The following is a 20,884-nucleotide window of genomic DNA, read 5'->3' as shown; positions in this document are numbered from 1 at the left end:
GAAGCGGATGATCCGCCTGTTCGGCGCAACCTGGCTCATCCAGGCCATTCGAGCCTGAAGCGGTCCACCGCGCCGCCGTCATCATCCTGCCGACCAGCGCTGGCGACCACGATCAATGCGTTTTGACACGGCCTCGGTCGGATGCAAGATGGCTGCTTAGGGTGGATTTCTGCCTGTCCGTTTTTCGGGCAATAATGAACGAAAGCGGACATCGACTTCGTACCCACTTTGGAAAGGGACAATTCGCTAAAAAAGGGAAATTACTCATTTGATAATTGGAGCCTCCCTGGAATGAGAGCGCCAAAAATTCTGGCTCTGCTTGTGTTGGTGGGCGACTACTGCTTTGTGGTTTGTCGCAATCACAGTACCACAGCACTCCTTCCCCTATTTGACCTCTGACCTCAGCGATATTCGCGGCTCATGGACGCGGACGGAAGATCGCGAAACAATAGATTTTCATCCTAGCGCTCTAGTCGACCAGCCTGGAAATGTATCGTATTCAAGTTTTATCTATCGAGGCCCAAGCCCAGAGAATGCCGAAAAGGTAGGCGATCAATTCCGCTTCAGGTTCAACAAAGTCTTTCGGTTCGAGATTGGCCCAAATTCTACTATGGATACTCCGCACATGGAAACGGTGTGGGAGACGTGCTTGGTCCGAATTAAGCAGCAGAGCGCTAAACAGCTTTATATCGAAGTCGATCCCGAAAACAACGATCTTTGCCGCTGGTTCGTAGGTACGTTTACCAAACCTTAGGCGGAGATAGAATGCACGCCCTTTTTGAGGGCATTTTGCCATTTGAGGCTAGAGGCTGACTTCAGCTTCCCACCCCGAGCCGAAGTTCCTGGAGGGCTAGCGAATGACCGCTTTTTGCGAGCGCCAACAGGAGTTCGCAAGGCTGGGTTGGGTCGGAAGCGGGAGGGCTGCTCAGGGTGGTTTCGCGACGTTCCGCTTTCAGGGCGCAGGTGCGCGAAGCGGACATCGCCGCTGGAACCGCTTCCAACTTCCAGCGATCCATAAGAAGGCCCGCGTCCAGGCTGTAATGCAGCAGAGATTATGCCGAGCGCGGCTGGGCACGCGTCAGACTATGCCAGGTCGGAGCCAGGACAAAGCTTGTCAGCGGGATCATGAGTCCGCCCACCACCAAACCAATCAAGCTCGATGCCAGCGCCGTGACAAGCCACCTGACGACCCCACCGGCGAACGGCGATGACGTCGTGGCAAACTCCGCCGCCTGATGCGTGATGTGTGCAAGGGCCGATAAGCCGTACTCTTCCAGTCCGTGCATCAGGATCCCGCCGCCAACCCAGATCATCGCCGCCGTCCCGATGATGGCGAGGAGTTTCAACACGATCGGCATCCCCCTGACCACACCACATCCGAGACCGCGGATCAGGCTTCCGACGGGGCCCCCGGCGGTGCTGCTGGCGAGCGCGAGACCAGCGTCATCGGCCTTCACGATCAGCGCGACCACGCCATAGACGCCAGCCGTGATGCCTACAGCGACGACGGCAAGCACGGCCGCCCGCATCCAGAAGCTGCCTTCCGGCAAAGCCGCGAGGGTGATGGCCATGATCTCGGCTGAGAGGATGAAGTCGGTCTTGATGGCACTCGCCACGCGGCGGTCTTCGAAAGCTTGATCGCCCCTCGTGGCGCCCTGATTGACCGCGTCATCCTCATGCGCAGTGTGAGGAACGAGCGTCTCGTAAATCTTCTCGGCTCCTTCGTAGCAGAGGTACGCGCCGCCCAGCATCAGGAGCGACGTGATCGCCCACGGTGCGAACGCGCTCAATGCGAGGGCACCGGGCAGCAGGAACAGGAGCTTGTTGCGCAGCGACCCGAGGGCGATCTTGCCGACGATGGGCAATTCCCGTTCGGCGGCAAACCCCACGACATACCGGGGCGTGACCGCGGCATCATCAATGACGACGCCCGCGGCTTTGGTTCCCGCCCGCGCAGCCTGGCCCGCGACGTCGTCGAGGGATGCCGCAGCCGCCCGGGCCATCAAGGCGACGTCGTCCAAAAGCGCGATCAGTCCGACACTCACAACCTCACCCCCTGCTGGTGAAAAGGCCCTCAGACAGACGATTGTCGAAACCGTTTGATCCGTCGGACCTGCGATCGGGATGAGCGCGGCAGGCTCTCTGATCCTGACGCCGGACCGTGGACGGCGCAGGCGGGCTCTCATATCGGCGCGATGGCCAGGGCTCCCGGCGCCTTCAGCACGCCGATGCTGGCCAGGCGCTCACCCAAAACGTCGCTTGGATCACGCCAGCGGGCTCATCGTCGCCCCGCCCATTTGAACGAGCCGACATCAGGTCGTCATGTGACCTACATCGGCGGTGGACCTGTGATCGCTAGGGGCGGCCAGCCGGCGACCGATCGTGTCGGTATGGCTCTGTCGTGTCGCAGAACGGACGACATCGCCGAACGACACCCAGGCTTATTCAGCCGGCTGAACGCGGCCGCCGCTTTCTGAGACTGCATTAGCGGCAGGCCTGTCTGCGCCGAACAGACGCTCGAAGGCGATGTAGAAGGTCGGGGTGATGAACAGGGTGATGAAGGTTGCCACGATAAGGCCACCGATCACCACCGTGCCCATGGAGACGCGGGCATTCGCCCCCGCGCCGCTGGCGATGGCGAGCGGGATCGAACCCATGATGAAGGCGAAGGAGGTCATGAGGATCGGGCGCATGCGCAGGCGTGCCGCATCCTGTGCCGCCTTCAGCGTGTCCTCCCCCTGCCGCCGCAGATCCTCGGCGAAGGAGACGAGCAGGATCGAGTTCTTGGCCGCTAGCCCCACGAGGAGCAGGAGGCCGATCTGCCCGAAGATGTCGAGGGCGAGGCCGCGCAGGGCCAGCGATCCCACGGCGCCGAAGATCGCGATCGGCGTCGCGAGCAGGATGACGAAGGGCAGGCGCAGGGACTCATACTGCCCGGCGAGCAGGAGGAAAATCATCAGCACGCCGAGGCCGAAGATCAGCGGCGCGAAGCCCCCCGCGACCTTCTCCTGATAGGCGACATCGGTCCATTCCACGGCGAAATCGCTGGGGAGGCGATCCTTGGCCAGGGCCTCGACCTCCTTGAGAACGGTGCCCGAACTCGCGCTCTCGGCCACCTCGATCGCCACCTCGATGGCGGGGTAGGTGTTGTAGGACAGGACCGCCGTCGGGCCGGTGGTAAACTCCGCCCGCACCAGGGAGCCGATGCGCACGGGCTCGCCGCGCCCGTTCAAGACCGGCAGGGCCTCAAGGTCCTGGATCGTCCGGCGGCCCGCGGCCTCACTCTGCACGTAGACCTGGTAGACGAAGCCGAAGCGATTGAAGAGGTTCACGAAGCTGGACCCGACATAGGTCCCCAGCGCGTCGAACAGGTTCTGGAGCGGCACGCCGAGTTGCTCGGCCTTGGCCCGGTCGATCTCCAGATGGATCTGCGGCACGCCGTAGCTCGTGGTCGAGAGCGCCTGAGCGATGCTCGGGCTCTTCGTCATTTCGTCGATGAAGCGTTGTGCCGCTTGGGCCAGCTTGAGGCCGCCTGCGCCGCTTCGGTCTTGGATCTCCAGCGTCAGGCCGCTGCGGGTGCCGAGGCCCGGCAACGGCGAAGGGTTGACCACCCGCACTTGCCCGGCTGGGTCGCGCCGGAACTCCTTCTGCACGCGGGCGATAATGTCGTCCGCCGAAGCCGCGCGCTCGCCCCAGGGCTTCAGGACCGGGATCTGGAAGCCGTAGAACGGCGCCACCGCGTCGGCGAGGATGCTGCGCCCTATGACGCCGATCGTGTGGTCCGCCTCGGGCATGTCCCGCAGGGCCTTGCCCAGTCGCTCGACCATCGCGTCCGTTCGGGCGACCGACGCGCCCTTCGGCAAGGCGACATCGGCGAAGAAGTAGCCCTGGTCCTCGTTCGGGACGAAGCCGGTCGGGCGCTGCATCACGAGGACCACCGTCAGCGCCGCGAAGGCGAGGAAGGCCACGCCAACGATCACGAGGTGACGGCTCAGCACGCCGATCGCCCGGGTGAGGATGTTCGCACTCGCCTCCAGGGCTCGGTTGAACCAGCGGAGCGGCGCCTTCCAACGGCTTGCGCGCCGCTCCGACCCTCCGGGCCGGTGCTTCAGGATCAGGCCGCAGAGCGCCGGGGTGAGGGTCAGGGAGACCACTGCCGAGATCATCACGGAGATCGCGATGGTGAGGGCGAACTGGTTGTAGAGCTGGCCGGTGAGGCTGGGGATGAAGGCCACCGGCACGAACAGGGCCCCCAGCACCAGGGTCGTGGCGATGACCGGTCCAGCCACCTCGTTCACGGCCTCGCGGGAGGCATCCCGGGGCTCCATCCCCTCGTCCATCAGCCGCTCGGTATTCTCCACCACGATGATGGCATCGTCGACCACGAGGCCGACCGCCAGCACCAGGCCGAGCAGGCTCAGCGTGTTGAAGGAGAAACCGAGCAGGGCCATGGGTCCGAAGGTGCCCACCAGCGCCACGGGGACGGCGATGGAGGGTATGAGCGTCGCCCGCCAGTTCTGCAGGAACAGGTACGTGACGACGATCACGAGGACGAGCGCCTCGAACAGGGTGTGCACCACCTCGGTGATCGCCTCTCGGACGAACTCGGTACGGTCAAGGGCGATCTTGTACTTGAGGCCCGGCGGGAAGCGGCGGGCGAGCTCCTCCATCGTCGCCTTCACGCCGTCCATGACTTGGACCGCATAGGCGCCGGGCGTCTGGTAGAGGCCGAGCGTCGCGGAGGGTTTCCCATCGAAACTGGAGCGGACGCCATACTGCTCGGAGCCGAGTTCCACCCGCGCCACATCCCGGACCCGCACCACCGATCCGTCGGGGTTGGCCCGCAGCAGGATGTTGGCGAATTCCGGCGGCTGGCTCAGCCGTCCTTGCGTGACCACCTGCAACTCGAAGGGCGTCGGCTTGCCGTCGGTCGGCGGCTTGCCGAGCGATCCGGTGGTGATCTGCTCGTTCTGCTGGCTCACCGCCTTGATCACCGCATCGGGGCTGATCGCCAGCGCCTCCATCTTCACCGGATCGAGCCACAGCCGCATGGCGTAGCGTTTCTGGGAGAAGTTCTGGATCCGCCCCATGCCAGAGACGCGCCGCAGGGGCTTGATCACCTGCGTCTCGGCCCAGTTCGCCAGGAACAGTTCGTCGTAGGGCGAGCCCTCCTCGGCGTAGAGGACGATGTTGCCGAGCTGCTGGCGCGTGCTCTTCTGGATCTCCAACCCCTGCGAGCGCACCGAGGCCGGGAGCTTGGCCTCCGCGCGATTGGCGCGGGTGAGCACTTCGGCTGCAGCGGCATCGAGATCGGAGCCGATCTCGAAGGTCGCGTCGAGGTTGACGCTGCCATCGGTGTTGCTGGTTGAGGCGATGTAGAGGAGGTGCTGCGCGCCGTTGATCTCCTGCTCCAGCGGCGTCGTCACTGCGTCGTAGGCCTGCTGCGCGCTGGCGCCCGGATAGGTCGCCTGGACGTTGATGATCGGCGGGGCGATCTCGGGAAATTGTGCGATCGGCAAGGTGAGGCCGGCCACCGCGCCGATCAGGGTGATCAGCACGGAGATCACGCCCGCCAGGATGGGCCGGTCGACGAAGCGGGCGAACATCGGTCCTCGGCAATCCCTCGGTGGTCGCGGGGACCGGGCATGCAACGTCAGTCAATTTCGCGTGTTCCCTGTCCGGTTCGGCGCCGGAGGCGCCTCGAAGGGGGCGATCCAGGTGCGATCGGGGGCAAAATACGGGTTGATTGGGGTCGGGGCCCTCGTGGTGCTGGCCGGCGGGGGCTGGCTGGCGGCCGGCCGGCCCGCGCCATCTGCGATCATGGCCTCGCTGACGGGGTCGGAGGCGCCCAAGAAGGCCGAGGAGCCGCCCATGACCGTGACGGTGGCCGCGGCGCGCAAGGAAGCGGTGCCGATCGCCTTCACCTACACGGGCACGATCATCGCCCCACAGGACGCGGCCCTCAAGGCGCGGGTGACGGGCAACGTCGTCGAGCGCCCCTTCGAGCCGGGGAGCCACGTGAAGAAGGGGCAGGTGCTGTTCCGCATCGATCCGCGTCCCTTCGAGGTTTCTCTGGCGCAGGCGAAGGCGCAAGAGGCGCAGGCGAAGTCGCAGCTTCAGTTCGCTCAAGCCGAGGTCAGCCGCACGGATACGCTGGCCGACAAGGGCTACGCCTCGGAGCAGCGCCTGCAGCAGCAGCAGGCCAACGCGGCCACGGCCAGCGCCCAGGTGCAGCAGGCGGAAGCTGCGATCGCCCGGCAAAACCTCAACCTCGACTACGCGACGGTGAACGCTCCCTTCGACGGCCGGGCGAGCCTGTCGATCATCAACCCGGGCGACCTCGTGATCGAGAACCAGACACAGCTCGTCTCGGTGGTGCAGCTCGATCCGATCGACGTACAGATGGCGCTGTCATCGGAGGATTCCGAGACCGTGCGCGAGGCGATGCAGGGCGGATCCGTGACGGTGGAAGTGCTGGACGAGGCGGGCAAGCCCGTGCGCGAGGCCCGGATCTACCAGCTCGACAACCGCTTCGATCCCCGTACCGCGCGTCGCCTCGTGCGCGCCCTCCTGCCAAATCCGGACGAGCGCTTCCTCCCCGGCCAGTTCGTGCGCGCCCGGGTGAAAATCGGGACGGAGGACAAGCTCCTCGTGCCGACGATCGCGCTCTCAGCCCAGCTCGCCCAGCAGATCGTCTACGTCGTCGACGACCAGGGCGTGGTACATCAGAAGCCGGTGACGACCGGCGATAGCTTCGGGGAGAACACCACCATCGTGGCGGGGCTCAAGCCCGACGAGAAGGTGGTGACGGACCACATCCAGGACATGCGTCAGGACCTCAAGGTCGAGACGAAGGCGATGGAAGCCAGTTCGCCGGACACGCCGCCCGCGAACGGTGCCGCCTCCGGCCAGCCCGGGTGAGGCGCCGATGCGCAAGAAGATCCTCGTCCCAATCTCGCTCGCCCTGATCTTCGCCGCATCGGCCGCCGACGCGGCCCGCTTTCCCGGTACAAGGCCCTGCCGCGTCGACCATGCCCAATACACCGCCCTCAAGCACGGCATGAGCTACGGCCGTATCCGCGACCTGCTCGGCTGCGGGGGACGGCGGGTCTCGCACCTCACCATCGGTCGCGAGGAGCGTGCGACCTATTCCTGGCGTGGCCACGGAACCTACGGCGCCAATATCACGCTGACGTTCCGCAACGACCGGCTGACGGACAAGTCGCAACTCGGGCTGAGCGCAGACTGAACCATCCGCCGTGCGCGGGCGTCGAACGTCGGACTGATCGTGAGTTCGAAACAGCGATGCGTGGATGCGCTTCCCTGTGCCGACAAACCGATCTGATTCCCACGCGTTGCGGCAGGCCTTTCCGGAGACCGTCATGTTTGCCAAGATTCTCACTGCTGCAGCCCTGATCGTCGCTGGGACGGGCCTCGCGCGCGCGGAGACCGCCGCGCCGAACGCGGCCGGTACGGCAACCATGACGACCCGGCAGCCTCCGTCCTCCGGCGCCGGAGCGCCGAGCGGAAACCCGCCGGCATCCTCCGTGGGCGGCGGAATCATTGGCAGCGACGCCGTACACGGCACGGGCGCCCACGAGGCGAAAGGCCTGTCCCCCGAGCCGTCGCAGGCCTTGCCTCGGAAGAAGTGACAGGCAACCGCGCTCAGGCGGATGTAGGCACGCGCGTCCCGCGTGAATTGAGCGTGCCGATACTCTCGGCAAGCGTTTCGGTCGCTGCGCGGATTTCCTCAGCCGCCTCAGGCTCGCCCCTGCTCTCCAAGCTTCGCCGGCATCGGCTTAGCTCTTCTTCAAGATCACGGGTCAAAACATGATCCCCAAGGCTGGATAGGAGCCGACGCACCGTGTCGATCAGCGCCGGCAACCGTTCGCCCGGCACATCATCGATCAACGTCGCGAGGGTCCGCCAGACCTCGGCAGCCAGCGTGTTCTGCATGCTCTCGGAAGCGACGACGCCGATCGCGGCGATCGCCAGGATCGCATCGTCCACCCCCCGATCGGCATAGACGACGCGGGACGCGCTGTTCTCCGGGATCGTATCGGTGCGGCTCCAACGGGCGATGATGTCCCGCAGGCAGTGGCACACGAGGATCGCGGGTTGCGGGTTCTGCTTCGACGTCGAGGCGGTCGTCCAGGCGATCGAATAAAGCTGCTCGATCCCGAAACCGGCATCGCTGTCGATGGTGCGGCGCGGTTCGATCGTGATAGCTGCTGTCACCGCCTTGTCCAAAGCCAACAGCGCGTCGGCTGATGGCGACTGTGCGGCATGGATACGGAAAAGCGGGTCGCGGAAGGCGAGGTTGGTGCCGACGTGGCCAATAATCTCGATCTCGGCGCCATGCTCCTTTGCGGACCGTTCGATCGTCGACAGATCGATGCCGCAAACCACACCGTACGCGTCCGTTCGGACCGTCTGCGACCATGAGAGGTCGGCACGGAGAGACCGGCGAGTGCCCTCGATCATGCGCCCGTCCACTGCGCGGGCCTTGATCGTATGGTCGTGGATCGCTGCGATGACCGAGTGCGGCCGCATCTGATCGATGGTGCTGTAGATCAGGATCACCACCATGCACAGCGCCGCGCCCGTCATCAGGAGCGCTAGCAGCGCCCCGATAATCGGTTTGTGGTCGGGATTGGCGCTGCCGAGCGTCAGCAGCACGAAAACGCTGAGCCCGACGAAGAAACCGAAACTGAGTTGATTCGAGCGTCGTTGGATGCACTGGTCATAGACGTGCGTCGAGAGCGTCGAGGCTGTCTGCTGCACGGCGATCAGGAGAAGTGAAAAGGTGATCGAGGTCACCGTGATCATGCCAGACGCAACAATGCTCAGCAGGCTGGCGATTGCAGCCGTGTCACCGAGCAGATGGGCCAGCCAAGGAAGCGGCGCGGGCTGGGGACAACCCCACAGCGCATCATCGAGCAGATAGGTGAGTGCGAACAGGCCAAGGAACGCACCGACCACCAGGAGCGGTAGACAAATGAATTCCTGCAACGATCGCCGGATGATCGCGACAAAACGGTGGCGGGCCTGATTTACAATAGTATCCGACGATATCGAACACGGTTGCCGCTGCTGCGTTATGCTCAAGTCTTCCATCAGCGCGACATGTGGCCAGCAGGAAACGATTCTCCCGCCGGCGGTCGACTATTCAGTTTTGTCCAGCCGATTACCGCTTCATGTTCTCGGGCAGATGTTGGATCGGATTGACCGTACCGCTGCTCCCGGCCCCCTGGACGGGGCCTCCCTGCATGACATCCGTGGACGAGCTGATCGCGCTCGGCGGCGCGACACGCCCGGTCGGCTGGTTTGCCGGCGCTTTGGAGCTGTCCGTGTTGTGAGTCCTGGCGGGCAAGGTTCCTGGGGTCGACTGATCAATCCGGCTGCCAACCGACTGCGCCTGTGCTGGGCACGGAACCGCAAGGATCAGCAGGCCCAGTCCGCTCGTGACGGCAAAGCGGATCGAAGAGCCACGTGCGTATCGCATCGACAAAGGACTACCTTTCGTCGCGTGGCGGGAGGACCGGCCATGCACAAGCGCGGGCATGGCCGAGGCGCTGACGTTGGAGCCGCCGCAGGCACCGCCGAACTATCGGCGACGAAGCCGGTCGCGACGTCTTACTTGACGCCGCTTGGTTGGCCGGTCGGACCCATCCCGTAACCACGGCCATTCGGTGCCGACGCCGATGCCGTCCCCGCTCCCCTATTCCGGTAGACCCGACGACCCATCTTCGAGCGGTGGCGGGTCATCCTCGCCCAACTAACCGGCGTATCGTTCAGACCCGCCGTGCGATCGACGCCAGTTGCCGACGCCGGTGCCGTGAGACAGATTACTGCCAGTGTGAGGTCCGCTGCCATACCCGGGACCCGAACTGCCATACCGCCATTCGCCACGTTTGCAGAAACATCATGGAAACACTGCGCCAACCCCAGCTCCCGAGCTTGGTTCCCTGAGGCGTTAGGCCGTTCAGGCCGATAGCGGCCCGCTTCGGCCTTGATGCAGACGTTTCGAGACGCGATGAGACAGGCGGGTACGGCCTATCGGATCGGCGACTGTCGATGTGAAATTTATATCTCTCGCTCGAGCACGACGGTACGGCGCGGGAGACCGCGTCTGCTTTAGAGGAGCATCGCGGCACCCTCGAATGGCTCATGTGGGTCGCCAGCGGAACGTCCGCATATGCCCGCTCTCCGCACCTTCGGTTCGGGTCTCTTGTCGCCTCGTCGGCATAGGCTGGCGAGAGATAGACGATGGGACACTCAGCACACGATCCGGCAACGAAAGGGCGGCCGGCCTGGAATGCTGGCCGCAAGCTCGGCGCCAAGCGCGCCCTCAAGCCTCAGCAGGTCTGGGCCATCCGGTTCTGGCTCGAATGCGAACGGCGCACACGCGACCGGGCTAGGTTCGACCTCGCCATCGACAGCAAGCTGCGTGGCTGCGACATCGGCAAGCTGAAGATTGGCGACCTCGTCAGCGGTGGTCGCGTTCGTAGCCGCGCCATCGTCATCCAGCGCAAGACCGGTCGACCCGTGCAGTTCGAGTTGCTCGAACCCGCCCGAACCAGCATCCTCGCAGGGCCAGAGGCCAGGGGTGGAACGCTCGACGACTATGCCTTTCCGAGCAGGCTCGACGGCGTCACGCACATCAGCACTCGACAGTATGCGCGCTTGGTCGATGAGTGGGTCACTGGCATCAGCCTGCGAAGCGAGGGCTACGGGACCCATTCCCTGCGCCGCACGAAGGCGTCGTTGATCTACAAACGGACTGGCAACCTGCGGGCGGTTCAGATCCTGCTCGGCCATACCCAGATCGAGAGCACGGTTAGGTACCTCGGTGTCGACGTCGAGGATGCTTTGACCCTTGCCGAAGGAACAGGGATTTGAACGCTCGGCCCCTCGGCTCAAGTGTCGAGGGGCTTCGAAACCAGCCCGGCAGCAGTGCGCCCAACCCAGTCGGTCCGGAGTGGCTGGCAGGATCCCGAAAACGGACGCAACCTCATTGAATGCCTGAGTGCCGGATTTCACCGTCAGCGATACCGTCTTGATTAACCCATCGTTGCATTTCTTGATACCACCATCCCCAGAAACACGGGCATTGCAAGAAAGATGATTTGATATTTATTTTAGATGGTCATTCTTCGACATCAATATTATCTACGAACTGACTTTCGGCTTTAGCTATCGCCACGATCTGCGGCATGACGGGCGATGCATCGGACATCATGTACGCGACCGAGTAGATCACGCGAGGCAGTGTCGGCAATCCAGGCAATGCGACCAAGCTACCATTTGATAGCTCGTCATGGATCAAATCTACAGGCATCGCACCGAAGCCCAAACCCTTCCTTACCAGGGAGGTCTGCACACTAACCGAGTTACACGTACGCACGCGTCTTGGCTGAACCCCCGCAGTAGCGAACCACCGCATCGCAAGATCATACCATTCCGCGCCTTTAGGCATCAGGATAATCGGCATCTCCCGGAGTATGTCCGGCGAGCAGATACCGCATGGGAGGGCAAGATCCGGGCGTGCGATCCAGCGTAGGGATCGAGATCCGATCGTCTCCTGAGCTACGCCATCGATGGTCGTTTTGCCTGGCAGAAAAACGACATCGAGTCTGCGGCGTTTGAGGCCCTCGACAAGGCCCGATGCCACCTCGACTTCGATTTCGACATCGAGATTCGGGAAGGTTGTCTCGATGCGCGTGAGGAGGCGGTCCAGCCACGTCAAGCCGATCAGCTCGGCGATTCCGATACGAACCCTGCCTCGGAACTCATCGACAGCCTGACCGGTAGCGCGCATCGCGGCGATCTCGCGCAGAACGAGTTCCACTTTTGGGAGCAGAGCCTGCGCCGCGTTGGTCGGCGTCACAAGCCTTCCTGACCGGCGAAACAGCTTTACGCCAAGGTCGCGCTCCAGCTCCTGAAGTCGGCGCGTGACAGCGGGTTGCGTCAGATGAAGGTGCTCAGCGGCAGCACTGAGACTGCCCAAACGGACGGTCCAGAGAAACGTTTCGAGATTGGCGGACCGCATGCCGTCACGGCAATCAGATTCCATGCCATTCCCGCATGGATCGCGATGCCATGATTTCATTTGCTTTGGCGCAGTTGACCAGCTGTAGATATGTCCGGCGCTTTGCAGCCTCTATCTTGAACTGCGGCGACGTTTCAGTCGAATCATAGAATTCTATGGTAATCGCGCCGATAAATATCTTGAGCTATCGTGAGATCCAAGGGTCAGGCAGACATGATCCACTTCGGTTGGTTCGTTGGGAAGGGCACCGCCGTCCACGGGTGGAAGCAGCCCTGGTCAAGTCTATGTGGCAGGGATTGGCTCGATCCGTCCCTGTACATCGACCTCGCGCGCGCCCTGGATCGGGCCTGCTTCGACTACATGATCATCGAGGACGGTTCCTTCGTGCCCGATGCCTTCCAGGGTTCGGCCGACTGGTATCTGCGCAACGCCGTGGCGGTGCCAAAAGCTGATCCGATGCCGCTCGTGCCCCTGCTCGGGCAGGCGACGCGCGGCCTCGGCATCGTGGCCACGATGACGACCGCGTTCTACCCTCCCTATCTCGCTGCGCGGCTCGGCGCGACGCTCGACCACCTGACGGGTGGCCGCGTCGGCCTCAACCTCGTTACTGCGCACAACGACCGTTCGGCGCAGAACTTCGGTCTCCCACAACACCATGAACATGACTTGCGCTATCGCATGGCCGACGAGTGGATCGAGGTAGTCGACCAGCTTTGGCGGTCCTGGTCGCCCGACGCGATCACAGCTGATCCAGCCACCGGGGTGTTCACCGACCCGGGCGGGGTCACCCCAATCGACTTCGAAGGTGAGTACTTCCGGTGTCGCGGTCCGTTGAATATGCCACCGGGGCCGCAAGGGCGGCCGGTCATCTGCCAGGCGGGGGGGTCCGCTGCTGGAAAGGCGTTCGCCGCTCAGCGCGCCGACACAGTGATCGCCCGCGCCCGCGGATCAGAGGGTGCACGCGCCTACCGCGACGACGTCCATGCCACGATGCGCACGGCCTCGCGTGATCCCGCTTCCTGCAAGATCCTGTTCTCGACGTCGATCGTTCTGGGGGAGACGCGATCGGAAGCCGTGGACAGGAAAGAGCGCCTCGATGCAGCGACGCGGGAAAATCTCGACGCACGCCTCGCGTACATGTCGTTCCTCAGCGGCATCGACTTCTCGAAGTTCGACCTCGATGCCCCCTTGCCGGAGGTGAAAACCAACGCTTCGCGCGCTCTTACGCAAAATCTCACAGCAGGTACCGGTAAGAAGACATTGCGCGAGATGGCCACCGACACGAGCAGCGGTGGCATCGATTTCGTCGGCACCCCCGACGACGTTGCGGCCGAGATGGATGAGGTGATCAAGCATGTGGGCGGCGACGGTTTCCTGATCACGGAGGCGCTGACCCGGCGGACCATCGCGGAGATCGCCGATGGGCTGGCGCCCGCCCTGCGGCGTCGTGGCCTGCTGAGATCTGGATACGAGCACGCGCTGTTCCGGGACAACCTGCTGGCGTTCTGACGACCTCCGCACTTCCAGCGGCCCGCTTCCTGCACCGCCACCCGCGACCCAAGGGGAATTCGACGATGCATGCTCTCTTCTCCCTCCGGGCCTCGTCGCTCATCGGCATCGCCGTGGCGGCACTCTGGGGTGCTCCGACGTTAGCCTGTGACAAGGCAGCCCTAACCGCCAAGTACCCCGCACTGGTGGGCCGCACCGTTCGCCTCGCGCAGGACGGCGAGAGCCCGCCCTACGCCTTCCGGGATGCGGGCAACTTCGAGACGATGCGCGGTCTCGACAACGATCTCGCCGTAGCCACGTTCAGCTGCCTCGGGATGAAGACCGAGACGAAGATCGGCAAGTGGTCCGGTCTTCTGCCCGCGGTTATCGCGGGTCAAGCGGACGTCATGTGGAACAACCTGTATTACACACCCATACGAGCGCAGCAGGTTGACTTCGTCACATACGTCCTCGCTTCCACTGGCGCCCTTGTAAAGGCTGGCAACCCAAAGAAAATCACCGCGCTCACTGACACCTGCGGCATCAAGGGCGTGGCCGGCCTCGGCACCGTCGAAGAGGTGCTCCTGCACAAGGCGAGCGACGCGTGCGTGGCCGCAGGTAAACCCGCCTTGGAGATCGCGACCTATCCCGACAAGCCCAGCGGCATGAGGCTCGTCCAGGCCGGCCGAGCCGACCTCATGCTCACCGACGGAGGCTTTGCCGGCAATGTCGCAAAGACGAATGGCGCTGAGTTCGCCCAGGCCTTCCTGATCAAGACGAACTACAAGGTCGGCCCGGGGATTACGCGTACCTTTGCCGGGCTTCAGCCCGCCATCGCCGATGCTCTTCAAGAGATCCAGGCCGACGGGACCATGAAAGAGCTGATGGTAAAGTACGGCGTTGACCCCTCGCTCATGCTCCCCGTCGAGGGGTTCACCCAGTAACTTAATTTCATTTCGCGATAGTTCGAGAGCGACGTGCTCGAGTTTCTGTTCTTACCGTTCCTCTGGCAGGGAGCGCTGACTGCGGTCGAGATCGCCACCCTCGCGATGGTGTTGGGTCTGATCCTTGGCCTCGGTCTGGCGCTGCTGCGGCTGACCGGTAACAAGATCTTGAGCGGCGTGGCGTGGTTCTACGTCTGGTTCGTGCGCGGCACGCCGCTGCTCCTGCAACTCGTCTTCATCTTCGACGCCCTGCCAGCCGTCGGCATCACCCTCGACAACTTCACGACTGCCGTCGTCGGCTTCGCCTTGAACGAGGCTGCGTTCAGCGCGGAGATCATCCGGGGCGGCATTCTGGCGGTGGGTCGCAATCAGACACTCGCCGCGGCATCGCTTGGGATGGGGCCGGTCCTCACACTGCGCCGCATCGTCCTGCCGCAGGCTATGCCGGCGATCCTGCCAGGCCTCGGCAATCAAGCGATCAGCATGATCAAGGGCACGTCTATCGCGTCCGTGATCTTTGTGAACGAGCTGACCTTTCGATCAGAGCAAATCGTCGGTCAGAATTTTCGGTTCTTCGCCGTGTTCGCAGCGGCCGGCTTAATCTACCTCTTTATGACCAGCGTCATCGCGTTGGGCCAGGCCGCGTTGGAGCGCCGTTTCGACCATCTGCGCGAGCGGCCGGTGGCGGAGCCGTCGCTCTTCGCTGCGAGCGAGCGTGCGCCGCTACCGGATCTCGTCGCAGAGATCAGCGGGTGTGACGCGCAGGCGATGGGTGCCGAGCCATTCGTTGCTGGACTTAACGTTCAGAAAAGCTACGGGACGCGGGAGGTCCTGAGAGGGATCGACCTCGATGTTCGGCGTGGTGAGGTCGTCGTCCTGATGGGCCCGAGCGGTTCCGGGAAAAGTACGTTCCTGCGTCTCGTTAACCATCTCGAACCCGTCGATTGGGGTGAGATCCGCGTCGGCGGCCGGTATGTCGGTTATGAACGAGGGGCCGGCGGCCTACGCCCAGTGCGCAACCTTGCCAAAGCTCGAGCCGATGCTCGGATCGGGATGGTCTTCCAGCACTTCGACCTATTCAATCATCTCACGGCCCTCGAGAACGTGGTCGAGGCGCCGATTCGCGTATACGGAGAGGATGCTACGCGCGCCCGAGCCCGTGGCCTACATCTCCTCCAAAGCGTCGGGCTTGGCGAGCACGCGGGTCATCTTCCCCACCGGATGTCGGGTGGCCAGCAGCAGCGAGTCGCGATCGCGCGGGCCCTGGCGATCGCCCCACGACTGATGCTTTTCGACGAGCCGACCTCCGCGCTGGACCCCGAGCGTGTCGGCGAGGTGCTGGCGGTCATTCGCAGCCTGGCGGCGTCGGGGATGACTATGCTGATCGTGACGCACGAGGTGCGTTTCGCGCGTGAGGTGGCCGACCGCGTAGTGTTCATGGACGAGGGTGTCATCGTCGAGCAGGGCTCTCCGGCCGAGGTTCTTGAGCAGCCCAAGCACGAGCGTACGCGTCGCTTCCTCCGCATGGTCGACGCAAAGCAGTCTCACGTAGCGTCTGAGGAGATATCCCATGCTTATCGCTGAGATGAACTGGGCACAGGTCGAGGACCGCCTTCGCATCGACGACCGCTGCATCTTACCTCTCGGCTCGACCGAGCAGCACGCACAGCTGAGCCTCGCGACGGATAGCCTTCTGAGCGAACGTATCGCCGCCGAGGCTGCCGCACCTCTCGGCGTGCCGGTCTTTCCGGTCCTAAGCTACGGAGTCACACCGCATTTCATCGACTTCGCCGGTACTGTTTCGCTTCGTCTGACAACCTACCTCGCCATCCTCGCGGACGTGCTCGACAGCCTGAAACGGACAGGCTTCCGACGGATCCTTCTGTGCAATGCTCACGGCGGAAACATGCCGGCAGCGACCGGCGCGATCGAGTGGGTCGCTCAGAACCCAGAATGCCGCGTCCGCTTCCACAATTGGTGGATCGCGCCGCAGACGCTGGCGGCATTGCACAAGCTTGAACCGGTTGCGACGCACGCTTCCTGGTCGGAGAACTTCCCGTGGACTCGCCTGCCCAACATCAGGGGACCCGAGACGCCGAAACAACCGATCGACGTAGATCGCATGCGCCGATCGAATCCGGCCGGTTCGCGAGCGCTCCTCGGCGACGGTAGCTTCGGCGGATCATATCAGCGGGATGATGCGGAGATGGACGCGGTCTGGGCGGTCGCCGTCGCGGAAACACGGGCCCTCCTCGAGGAGGATTGGGATTGATCGATCCTGGGTCAATCTCGCGTCCACTCCGAGGCTTTATTGTCAAAGTTCAAAGATGATCACCGAAGATTACAAAGCCTACTTTCGCCATTTGGCATCGGGCGTCTGCATTGTGACCTTTTCGGTTGAGACAAAGGTGCACGGATTCACGGCGACGTCGGTCACGTCGGTCTGTGCAGCACCACCCACCGTGCTTTTTTGTGTTCGCCAGCAGAACGATAGTTTTCAATATGCAAAGGTTGGCAGTCCGGTTGGCATCTCTATTTTGAGTAAAAATCAGATCCATCTGTCGGAGCGATTTGCCAGTAAGATAGGGACGGAGGGCTATGAAGATGTTGAGACGATTCGCATGCCCCGTGGCGTGCCGACGCTGAAGGGTGCAATCGCACAAATGGAAGGGCTGATCATCAACATCATACCCATCAGCGATCACGCAATCGTTCTGGTTGAGTTCGAGGCAGCCCATATCACCTCAGGCGACATTCCGGTCCTGTACTATGACCGCGGATATCATCATCCAGTACGCATATGATTATCTACAACAATACAGCTTTGTGGCTTCTCGTACCCTGCCGCCATTCGATCCTATCGGGAAGCCCTTCATGCATTTATACGCCGGTGCGCGACTTGCCCTGATGTGTTGACCAGCACCCTGGCGCGGCTGCTCGAGGCTTCGGTCGTTGCAGGATTGACGTCGTTCGGTGGTGCGCCGAGGCTCCCACTTGGTCGAGCTTGCGATCCCGCGATTGCAAGGCCGGTGCGCCGCCGGCATCTGGAGCCCGACGGACCGAAACGCGGCGGGGTCGAATACCGCACGTCCTAAGCCACATGAACGCGTACCGGGTGCCGAAGCATCCAGCGACAGTCACCCAGCCGTATGCTTTGGAAACCAGTTCCCGTGAAAGCCTGGCGGGATCCGGTGCCCAAGGTGGACCGCCGCGACGGGCGCCGCCTCGAACGCGCGCGCGTCGAGGATGATGAAATTCGTTGTGTCGCTCACCGTGTCGACGACGAGCCCAACGAGCCAGCCCTCGTCTTCGCCGGCCTCCGGCCAGGCCGGCACGAAGACAAACTCTCCCGGGACACTGTCAGGGCCGAACTCGTGCACACGCCGCTCTCCCGTTGCCAAGTCATGCTTGTAGATCTGCGTCGCGTCCACGAGCTGCGTGTTGCCGTCGGCGGGGACGGAGACCGTGTAGACGTACCGGTGGGGTTGTCCGTAGCGACGCTCGTCGATCCGGGGGAACTCCTGCGCCGCGGGATCGATCACCCGACGGTCGACCTGCCCCGTCGCCGGGTCGACGGTCCAGCGTTCCAGCCAGCCCGGTGCGTCGAGGCCGCCGCTCGCCGAGGCGAACACCCTCTCGTAGGTCACGACGTCGAGGACCACGCACCCATCAGCGTCGTCGTAGGCGTTGGCGACGTGGAAGGCGAAGCACGGCTCAACCGCGCACCACACGATGTCGGCGGCCGTACCATGCCGTGGGAGCAGGCCGACGCGGGCGCCATGGGCCGGGTTCCAGCGGAACGGGAAGCGGTGTCCTGCCAGCACCGCCCGCATCGAGAAGGTGACGGGCAGGTCCAGCACGACGACGAAGCGCACCGTGATCGCGCAATCGTGGATGCAGGGGCCGTGCTCGACCGGAATCGCTACGTCACGCACAACGCGACCGGCGGGTGAGATGACGACGTGGCGCACGTTGTCCCAGATGCGGCCGTCATAGGCGATGGCATGTGTCTCACCGGTCGCTGGGTCGCGATGCGGGTGTCCGGTGAAGGAGCCGGCGAGGGTGCCATCGAACGGATCGTAGCGCTGCGTCTCCAAATCTTCGGCCAACAAGACGGGGAAGCTGCCGGCCTCGACCACGGCGAAGGCACGGGCACCGATCTCGACGACGTTGGTGTTGACGGTGTCGTCGCCGCGGCGCGGCCCCGGGGCAGCGGGCCGGCCGAGCGCTACGGACGCCGCACGCGAGCCGATCCAGCGGTTGCGGTACCACAAGGCCTTTCCTTCCTGGATGCAGAGACCGTGCACCATGCCGTCGCCCAGGAACCAGTCGTGGCCGCGTGTCGTCGGGCCGGCGGGGTTTGCGCCCATCTTGAGGTACCGGCCGTCGAGCCCCGCCGGGATCGTCCCGGTCACGCGCAGATCCCACAGGGTCAGCTCCTCGCGCATCGGCGCGTGGACGCCGACCACGAAGGGGTGCTGCGTCCACGGAAGGCGCAGCCGATTGCAGGCCGCCACCAGCGCGACAAGGCCCTCGGCGGTGGCTCGCAAGCTGGACTCTATCAAATTCGGCATCTGACGCTGGCTCGGGGCGATCGGTGGGAGAGCGAAGGCCCTCGCGATGGAGGCCTCCTCTTTTCCGGGCAAGAATGTCAGCTCTGTTCGTTTGGGACGACTAGGCGATCTGGTCGATGATGTATCCAACGACGTCCCGATATGCGACGGGAGTGGATCGCTACGTCGGCCGCTCGGTCAGCCAAGCGCCCGGACGGCTCCCGTCGCCGGATCAATGTCCCGCTCTGCCGGTTCTCGATCGCCTGGATCGCCGCGCCAAATCTCGTTTTTGGCGACTGCAAGATCGGCTTGGCAGAACTGGTCCTGCACCCCGTGATTACCTATCCTCGCAACACCAACCCCTATGCCCAGCTGCGTGAGCTCCTGGCACGCTCCAATCTGCCGCCGCCGCGGCTCTACAGCAGCGCCTCGCTCTCGACGATCGTACGCATGGCGGTGGAGGGTATCGGCGTCGGAGTGATCCCGGCTGAGACTGTGCGCGCCGAGTTGGCGGATGGGCGTCTGCGCGTCGTGGATACGACTGTCCGTCTTCCGGACATCGATTTCACCGCAACCTACGAGAACATGCCGGATAACCGCCTCGCCGCGGCAGCTGCCGAGATAGCCCGCAACATCGCCGTCGATTGGTGCCTCCGTCCATAAGTCAGACTTATGGATATCGATGGAAAAAAGATGATTCGACCTCCAATGCCCATCAGATAGGCTTGCCGCATACGAAGGCAGAAGAGGTCAGTGATGGCGCCAATAGCGATGATGTCCGCGAGCGATCCGACGGCTCGAGCGAGATGGACCGGCCTCGAGGGCCGGCTCGCCTGCCGCGACGGGACGATCCCCGGCAGCACGGCGGGCGTCGCGGACGGCTACGTCCAGGGAAACCTCGCGGTCTTCCCCGAGCGGCTGGCCGATGATTTCCGCCTGTTCGCCGAGCGCAACCCGAAATCCTGCCCGGTGATCGGTGAGTCGCGGCCCGGCAGCCGCACGATCCCGGAGCTCGGCCTCGACCTCGACCTCGCTACCGACATCCCCGGCTACCGCATCTGGCGCGACGGCGCGGTGGTCGTAGAACGGACTGAGGTCGCCGACCTCTGGCGCGACGATCTCGTGGCCTTCGTCATCGGCTGCTCGTTCTCGTTCGAGGCCGCCCTCGTCGAGGGCGGACTGCCCCTGCGCCATGTCGCGATGGGCGTGCGCGTCCCGATGTACCGGACGAGCATCCCGTGCATCCCGGCCGGCCCGTTCGCCGGGCCGATGGTGGTCTCGATGCGCCCGCTCACCCCGGCACAGGCGATCCGCGCGGTCGAGATCACCGCCCGCTATCCCCGGGTCCACGGCGCGCCCGTCCATCTCGCCCGGCCAGACCTGATCGGCATCCGCGACCTCGGCGCCCCCGATTACGGCGACCCGGTGCGGATCGGCGACGACGAGATCCCGGTGTTCTGGGCCTGCGGCGTCACGCCCCAATCGGTGATCGCGTTAGCCCGCCCGGATTTCGCGATCACCCACGCGCCGGGCTGCATGCTGATCACCGATCGGCTCAACGCCGAATTCGCGATGGCGTGAATTCCGCATTCCGGCGCCCGTCCCTTTTGGAGAACGCCCCATGCTGCGCCGTCGCGACATTCTGGCCGCTGGCGCCCTGGCGCTAGCGGGCCTCCGGTCTCAGCGCGCGACGGCCGCCGACGAGGTGGTGGTCGGCGTCCTCTACGCCCTGTCCGGCGCCAGCGCCCAGAACGGCGTCGATGCCCGCCGCGCCTCCTAGACGGCGCTCGACGGGATCAACGACAGCACGGACCTCGACCTGCCCGCCGGCAATGGCGCCGGCCCCG

Annotated in this window: 17 protein-coding genes; 12 read left to right on the top strand and 5 right to left on the bottom strand. The window is 64.0% G+C overall.

Translation table 11 applies throughout. The features are described 5' to 3' along the window. Window positions 1-1,052: 1,052 nt before the first annotated feature. Both MKK75_RS09900 and MKK75_RS09895 read right to left on the bottom strand, forming a co-directional pair. Complete coding sequence (locus tag MKK75_RS09900) at window positions 1,053-2,045, bottom strand: DUF808 domain-containing protein (protein WP_244042414.1); 993 nt, start codon at window positions 2,043-2,045, stop codon at window positions 1,053-1,055. 396 nt (window positions 2,046-2,441) lie between these two features. Beyond that, a complete protein-coding gene (locus tag MKK75_RS09895; RefSeq protein ID WP_244042413.1) occupies window positions 2,442-5,606 on the bottom strand; it encodes an efflux RND transporter permease subunit in 3,165 nt (1,054 codons plus the stop codon). A gap of 112 nt (window positions 5,607-5,718) precedes the next feature. On the opposite strand from MKK75_RS09895, the gene MKK75_RS09890 reads away from it, so the two are divergent. The 3 genes from MKK75_RS09890 (at window position 5,719) to MKK75_RS09880 (ending at window position 7,652) form a co-directional block, all read left to right on the top strand. Next, window positions 5,719-6,921 (top strand): efflux RND transporter periplasmic adaptor subunit, encoded by a 1,203-nt coding sequence (locus MKK75_RS09890; RefSeq protein WP_244042412.1) that lies wholly within the window; start codon window positions 5,719-5,721, stop codon window positions 6,919-6,921. Window positions 6,922-6,928: 7 nt separating this feature from the next. After that, the gene (locus tag MKK75_RS09885; protein ID WP_244042411.1) at window positions 6,929-7,249 is read left to right on the top strand and encodes a DUF3862 domain-containing protein; all 321 of its coding nucleotides are present in this window, start codon (window positions 6,929-6,931) and stop codon (window positions 7,247-7,249) included. Window positions 7,250-7,382: 133 nt separating this feature from the next. Next, entirely contained in the window at window positions 7,383-7,652 is a 270-nt protein-coding gene (locus MKK75_RS09880; RefSeq protein WP_244042410.1) for a hypothetical protein, read from the top strand. A 13-nt stretch (window positions 7,653-7,665) separates the two neighbouring features. Here the strand turns inward: MKK75_RS09880 and MKK75_RS09875 are convergent, their stop codons facing one another. After that, window positions 7,666-9,117 (bottom strand): DUF2254 family protein, encoded by a 1,452-nt coding sequence (locus MKK75_RS09875; RefSeq protein ID WP_244042409.1) that lies wholly within the window; start codon window positions 9,115-9,117, stop codon window positions 7,666-7,668. 1,152 nt (window positions 9,118-10,269) lie between these two features. On the opposite strand from MKK75_RS09875, the gene MKK75_RS09870 reads away from it, so the two are divergent. Continuing rightward, complete coding sequence (locus MKK75_RS09870) at window positions 10,270-10,902, top strand: tyrosine-type recombinase/integrase (protein ID WP_244042408.1); 633 nt, start codon at window positions 10,270-10,272, stop codon at window positions 10,900-10,902. A 247-nt stretch (window positions 10,903-11,149) separates the two neighbouring features. Here MKK75_RS09870 and MKK75_RS09865 read toward each other — a convergent pair whose 3' ends face one another. After that, window positions 11,150-12,076: a LysR family transcriptional regulator gene (locus MKK75_RS09865; RefSeq protein ID WP_244042407.1), complete on the bottom strand. Its 927-nt coding sequence runs from the start codon at window positions 12,074-12,076 to the stop codon at window positions 11,150-11,152. A gap of 189 nt (window positions 12,077-12,265) precedes the next feature. Here MKK75_RS09865 and MKK75_RS09860 point away from each other — a divergent pair, with 189 nt between their 5' ends. The 5 genes from MKK75_RS09860 (at window position 12,266) to MKK75_RS09835 (ending at window position 17,288) form a co-directional block, all read left to right on the top strand. After that, window positions 12,266-13,561, top strand: a complete 1,296-nt coding sequence (locus tag MKK75_RS09860; protein WP_244042406.1) for an NtaA/DmoA family FMN-dependent monooxygenase — start codon at window positions 12,266-12,268, stop codon at window positions 13,559-13,561. A gap of 65 nt (window positions 13,562-13,626) precedes the next feature. Beyond that, window positions 13,627-14,484: an ABC transporter substrate-binding protein gene (locus tag MKK75_RS09855; protein ID WP_244042405.1), complete on the top strand. Its 858-nt coding sequence runs from the start codon at window positions 13,627-13,629 to the stop codon at window positions 14,482-14,484. 33 nt (window positions 14,485-14,517) lie between these two features. Continuing rightward, on the top strand, window positions 14,518-16,068 hold the full coding sequence (locus MKK75_RS35670; RefSeq protein WP_313901848.1) for an amino acid ABC transporter permease/ATP-binding protein: 1,551 nt from the start codon (window positions 14,518-14,520) through the stop codon (window positions 16,066-16,068). Next, complete coding sequence (locus MKK75_RS09840) at window positions 16,055-16,756, top strand: creatininase family protein (RefSeq protein ID WP_244042404.1); 702 nt, start codon at window positions 16,055-16,057, stop codon at window positions 16,754-16,756. The genes MKK75_RS35670 and MKK75_RS09840 overlap by 14 nt, the downstream gene beginning before the upstream one ends. Window positions 16,757-16,811: 55 nt before the next feature. After that, window positions 16,812-17,288 carry a flavin reductase family protein gene (locus MKK75_RS09835; protein WP_244042403.1) on the top strand — a complete coding sequence of 159 codons (477 nt, stop codon included), beginning with the start codon at window positions 16,812-16,814 and terminating at the stop codon, window positions 17,286-17,288. Between the two features lie 333 nt (window positions 17,289-17,621). Here the strand turns inward: MKK75_RS09835 and MKK75_RS09830 are convergent, their stop codons facing one another. Then, a complete protein-coding gene (locus MKK75_RS09830; protein WP_244042402.1) occupies window positions 17,622-19,058 on the bottom strand; it encodes a carotenoid oxygenase family protein in 1,437 nt (478 codons plus the stop codon). Window positions 19,059-19,199: 141 nt separating this feature from the next. Between MKK75_RS09830 and MKK75_RS09825 the strand changes: the two genes are divergently transcribed. The 3 genes from MKK75_RS09825 (at window position 19,200) to MKK75_RS09815 (ending at window position 20,817) form a co-directional block, all read left to right on the top strand. Continuing rightward, entirely contained in the window at window positions 19,200-19,700 is a 501-nt protein-coding gene (locus MKK75_RS09825; RefSeq protein ID WP_244042401.1) for a substrate-binding domain-containing protein, read from the top strand. Between the two features lie 108 nt (window positions 19,701-19,808). Continuing rightward, entirely contained in the window at window positions 19,809-20,618 is an 810-nt protein-coding gene (locus MKK75_RS09820; RefSeq protein WP_244042415.1) for a putative hydro-lyase, read from the top strand. 40 nt (window positions 20,619-20,658) lie between these two features. Continuing rightward, window positions 20,659-20,817, top strand: coding sequence for a hypothetical protein (locus MKK75_RS09815; RefSeq protein WP_244042400.1), 159 nt, complete (start codon window positions 20,659-20,661; stop codon window positions 20,815-20,817). Window positions 20,818-20,884: the final 67 nt, after the last annotated feature.

This window comes from Methylobacterium sp. J-030 (assembly GCF_022829545.1).
Lineage (GTDB): Bacteria > Pseudomonadota > Alphaproteobacteria > Rhizobiales > Beijerinckiaceae > Methylobacterium.
Note: the sequence above shows the minus strand (reverse complement) of the source record. Positions and strands in the feature narration are given on the sequence as shown.